This is a genomic window from Corynebacterium sp. LK2510, assembly GCF_040946405.1.
Lineage (GTDB): Bacteria > Actinomycetota > Actinomycetes > Mycobacteriales > Mycobacteriaceae > Corynebacterium.
The window spans coordinates 1-5,479 of record NZ_JAYWLR010000034.1; the positions used below are offsets into that span (position 1 = coordinate 1).

Below are 5,479 nucleotides of genomic sequence, written 5' to 3' on the forward strand. Positions count from 1 at the left end.
GGGTTGTGGGGTGTGCGTGTGTTGTTTGAGAACTCGATAGTGTGCCAATCTTTATTGTTTTTGTGTTTATGTGATTGGTGTGTGCCGCACGGTCACGTGCTGCTGGATGCTTGAGTGTGTTTGGTGGTGGGTGTGTGCTGGTGGGTGGTGCCTGAACCTAATGATTGGGTGCTGCTTGTTCAGCTTTGTTGTGTGGTTGCGCATTATTTTGTGTGACACATTTTTTGCCAATCTCCTGTTTTGCCCCGTCGGGTGTGGGGGTTGGTGTTTGTAATTTTTAGGATATGCCAGGCCACTGCATTGTTGTGGTGGTGTGGTTTGTTTTGGTTGGGTTTGGGCTTTTCACGGCCTTGTTTCTGCTGAAACTTTTGTGGAGAGTTTGATCCTGGCTCAGGATGAACGCTGGCGGCGTGCTTAACACATGCAAGTCGAACGGAAAGGCCACAGCTTGCTGTGGTACTCGAGTGGCGAACGGGTGAGTAACACGTGGGTGATCTGCCCTGTACTTCGGGATAAGCCTGGGAAACTGGGTCTAATACCGGATAGGAACCGTTTTTGGATTGATGGTTGGAAAGCTTTTGCGGTATGGGATGAGCTCGCGGCCTATCAGCTTGTTGGTGGGGTAATGGCCTACCAAGGCGTCGACGGGTAGCCGGCCTGAGAGGGTGTACGGCCACATTGGGACTGAGATACGGCCCAGACTCCTACGGGAGGCAGCAGTGGGGAATATTGCACAATGGGCGCAAGCCTGATGCAGCGACGCCGCGTGGGGGATGACGGCCTTCGGGTTGTAAACTCCTTTCGTCAGGGACGAAGCGAAAGTGACGGTACCTGGATAAGAAGCACCGGCTAACTACGTGCCAGCAGCCGCGGTAATACGTAGGGTGCGAGCGTTGTCCGGAATTACTGGGCGTAAAGAGCTCGTAGGTGGTTTGTCGCGTCGTTTGTGTAAGTCCACGGCTTAACTGTGGGACTGCAGGCGATACGGGCATAACTTGAGTGCTGTAGGGGAGACTGGAATTCCTGGTGTAGCGGTGAAATGCGCAGATATCAGGAGGAACACCGATGGCGAAGGCAGGTCTCTGGGCAGTAACTGACGCTGAGGAGCGAAAGCATGGGTAGCGAACAGGATTAGATACCCTGGTAGTCCATGCCGTAAACGGTGGGCGCTAGGTGTGAGTCCCTTCCACGGGGTTCGTGCCGTAGCTAACGCATTAAGCGCCCCGCCTGGGGAGTACGGCCGCAAGGCTAAAACTCAAAGGAATTGACGGGGGCCCGCACAAGCGGCGGAGCATGTGGATTAATTCGATGCAACGCGAAGAACCTTACCTGGGCTTGACATGCACTAGACCGGGCCAGAGATGGTCTTTCCCTTTGTGGCTAGTGTGCAGGTGGTGCATGGTTGTCGTCAGCTCGTGTCGTGAGATGTTGGGTTAAGTCCCGCAACGAGCGCAACCCTTGTCTTATGTTGCCAGCACGTTATGGTGGGGACTCATGAGAGACTGCCGGGGTTAACTCGGAGGAAGGTGGGGATGACGTCAAATCATCATGCCCCTTATGTCCAGGGCTTCACACATGCTACAATGGTCGGTACAGCGCGTGTGCGACACTGTGAGGTGGAGCTAATCGCTGAAAGCCGGTCGTAGTTCGGATTGGGGTCTGCAACTCGACCCCATGAAGTCGGAGTCGCTAGTAATCGCAGATCAGCAACGCTGCGGTGAATACGTTCCCGGGCCTTGTACACACCGCCCGTCACGTCATGAAAGTTGGTAACACCCGAAGCCAGTGGCCCAAGCACTTTTGTGTGGGGAGCTGTCGAAGGTGGGATCGGCGATTGGGACGAAGTCGTAACAAGGTAGCCGTACCGGAAGGTGCGGCTGGATCACCTCCTTTCTAAGGAGTATTTATTTTTTTGCGCGCATGTGGTGTGTTGTTTCATGCTGGTGCGTGTGTGGTGGTTGAGTGCCCGAGTGTGGTGCTGCCATCGTTATTTGAGAATGTGGCTGGATGTTTCCAGGTGGACACATACCCCACGCCCCGATTTGTAGAGGGGTGTGGTGTGGGTGTGCGGCAGGTTTGAGCGCTGGTTGCGTAAATATGAGAACAATGGCTTGTGCGTGTGTCACCTTAGTGTGGTGCGTGTGTGGGGTGTGGGTTGGTGCACTGTTGGGTGTCTGGGATGATACGCGTAAAGTGTTTGTCCTTGTGACCTGCATGGTCCTGGTGGCTGCTTCTGTGTGGCTTTCTGGGGTGTGTGGGTGTGGTGTGTGAGAACTGTATAGTGGACGCGAGCATCTTTATTCTTTGTTTTGTGTGTTTTTTGTGTTTTTAAGGGCGTACGGTGGATGCCTTGGCATGCTGAGCCGATGAAGGACGTGTGAGGCTGCGTTAAGCCTCGGGGAGTTGCCAACATAGCGTTGATCCGAGGATGTCCGAATGGGGAAACCCGGCACCAGTTATGTGGTGTTACCTGCAGGTGAATTCATAGCCTGTGTGGGGGGTGACGCGGGGAAGTGAAACATCTCAGTACCCGCAGGAGAAGAAAACAATTGTGATTCCGTTAGTAGTGGCGAGCGAACGCGGATGAGGCTAAACCATGTGTGTGTGATACCTGGCAGGGGTTGCGCATGTGGGGTTGTGGGGATGCACTGTTCAGATACTGTCATGTCTGTGCGTGGTTGATGCGCGTTAGCGGAAGTTGCCTGGGATGGTGCGCCGTAGTGGGTGAGAGCCCCTGTACGTGAAGGCGTGTGTTGCCATGTTGTGTGTTACCCGAGTAGCAGCGGGCTCGTGGAATCTGCTGTGAATCTGCCGGGACCACCCGGTAAGCCTAAATACTCAGTGTGACCGATAGTGGATTAGTACCGTGAGGGAATGGTGAAAAGTACCCCGGGAGGGGAGTGAAATAGTTCCTGAAACCGTGCGCTTACAATCCGTCAGAGCACCTCTTGTGTGTGATGGCGTGCCTTTTGAAGAATGAGCCTGCGAGTCAGCGGCATGTCGCGAGGTTAACCCGTTTGTGTGGGGTAGTCGTAGCGAAAGCGAATCATCATGTGGTGTGTTAGTGGCATGTCCTGGACCCGAAGCGGGGTGATCTACCCATGGCCAGTGTGAAGCAGCTGTAAGAGGTTGTGGAGGCGCGAACCCACTTAGGTTGAAAACTGAGGGGATGAGCTGTGGGTAGGGGTGAAAGGCCAATCAAACTCCGTGATAGCTGGTTCTCCCCGAAATGCATTTAGGTGCAGCGTTATGTTAGCTTGCCGGAGGTAGAGCTACTGGTTGGTTGAGCGGGACTATCATCTTAGCAATGTCAGCCAAACTCCGAATGCCGGTTAAGTGGTGCATGGCAGTGAGACTGTGGGGGATAAGCTTCATAGTCGAGAGGGAAACAGCCCAGATCGCCGGTTAAGGCCCCTAAGGGTGTACTAAGTGGAAAAGGATGTGGGATCGCGAAGACAGCCAGGAGGTTGGCTTAGAAGCAGCCATCCTTGAAAGAGTGCGTAATAGCTCACTGGTCGAGTGGTTCCGCGCCGACAATTCAGTGGGGCTCAAGTACACCGCCGAAGCCGCGGCATAGCATTTTGTGTGTTATGGGTAGGGGAGCGTCGTGCATGGGGTGAAGCAGTACTGTAAGGGGCTGTGGACTGTGTGCGAGTGAGAATGCAGGCATGAGTAACGAGAGATAAGTGAGAATCTTATCCGCCGGATGACTAAGGGTTCCTGGGTCAAGTTCGTCTTCCCAGGGTGAGTCGGGTCCTAAGGCGAGGCCGACAGGCGTAGTCGATGGTCAACGGGTTGATATTCCCGTACCCGTGTGCACGCGACAAAGACTGAACTGGTGATACTAACCACCCTGAACGCTATGTTGATCAGCCCTTGTGGTTGGTTGTGTGGTGTGATGCGTGGGGCCTGAGCCGTAGTAGGTCAGTGATGGGGTGACGCAGTGAGGTAGCCGCGCCGCTTATTGGATTGCGGTGCAAGCGTGTGGCACGAGCTTGAGTGAAATGCTTTGGCTTTTTTGTGTGAGGCGTGATGCGTAGCCCTTGTGTGGGTGATGGTGGTGATCCTGTACTGCCGAGAAAAGCCTCTAGCGATGTGTGTGCACGGCCCGTACCCTAAACCGACACAGGTAGTCAGGTAGAGAATACTAAGGCGGTCGGGTGAACTGTGGTTAAGGAACTCGGCAAATTGCCCCCGTAACTTCGGGAGAAGGGGGACCCGGTATGGTGCGCCACTTGTGCGGTGGTTGTGCTGTGTTGGGTCGCAGAGAATAGAGGGGAGCGACTGTTTATCAAAAACACAGGTCCGTGCGAAGACTTTACGTTGATGTATACGGACTGACGCCTGCCCGGTGCTGGAAGGTTAAGAGGACCTGTTAGGTGACCCTTGTGGTTGCCGAAGCGGAGAATTTAAGCCCCAGTAAACGGCGGTGGTAACTATAACCATCCTAAGGTAGCGAAATTCCTTGTCGGGTAAGTTCCGACCTGCACGAATGGCGTAACGACTCCCCTGCTGTCTCAACCACAGGCCCGGTGAAATTGCAGTACGAGTAAAGATGCTCGTTTCGCGCGGCAGGACGAAAAGACCCCGGGACCTTCACTATAGCTTGGTATTGGTGTTCGGTGCGGTTTGTGTAGGATAGGTGGGAGACTGTGATGCGGCCACGCCAGTGGTTGTTGAGTCGTTGTTGAAATACCACTCTGACCGTAGTGGATACCTTAACCTTGGCCCATGATCTGGGTTGGGGACAGTGCCTGGTGGGTAGTTTAACTGGGGCGGTTGCCTCCCAAAGAGTAACGGAGGCGCCCAAAGGTTCCCTCAGCCTGGTTGGCAATCAGGTGTCGAGTGTAAGTGCACAAGGGAGCTTGACTGCGAGACGTACAGGTCGAGCAGGGACGAAAGTCGGGACTAGTGATCCGGCACCTGCTTGTGGATGTGGTGTCGCTCAACGGATAAAAGGTACCCCGGGGATAACAGGCTGATCTTCCCCAAGAGTCCATATCGACGGGATGGTTTGGCACCTCGATGTCGGCTCGTCGCATCCTGGGGCTGGAGTAGGTCCCAAGGGTTGGGCTGTTCGCCCATTAAAGCGGCACGCGAGCTGGGTTCAGAACGTCGTGAGACAGTTCGGTCTCTATCCGCCGCGCGCGTTGAAACTTGAAGAAGGCTGTCCCTAGTACGAGAGGACCGGGACGGACGTACCTCTGGTGTGCCAGTTGTTCCGCCAGGAGCATTGCTGGTTGGCTACGTACGGAAGGGATAACCGCTGAAAGCATCTAAGCGGGAAGCCTGTTTTGAGATGAGGTTTCTTTTGAGGCTCCCGAGAGATGATCGGGTTGATAGGCCAGATCTGGACACGCAGTAATGCGCGGAGGTGACTGGTACTAATATGCCGACAACACAAACAAACAAATTGCACAGCAACAATAGGGTTGTGTGCCGCGTCCACTATGCAGTATCTGACACACCACACACCACG

The 5,479-nt window shown here is 54.5% G+C and carries 2 rRNA genes; both read left to right on the forward strand.

What is annotated here, in order from left to right:
• Positions 1-367 precede the first annotated feature (367 nt).
• Positions 368-1,893: ribosomal RNA gene (locus VVR41_RS10540) — 16S ribosomal RNA — on the forward strand.
• Positions 1,894-2,318: 425 nt separating this feature from the next.
• A 23S ribosomal RNA gene (locus VVR41_RS10545) occupies positions 2,319-5,408 on the forward strand.
• The 16S and 23S rRNA genes sit together here, the layout of an rRNA operon.
• The last annotated feature ends 71 nt before the right edge of the window (positions 5,409-5,479 follow it).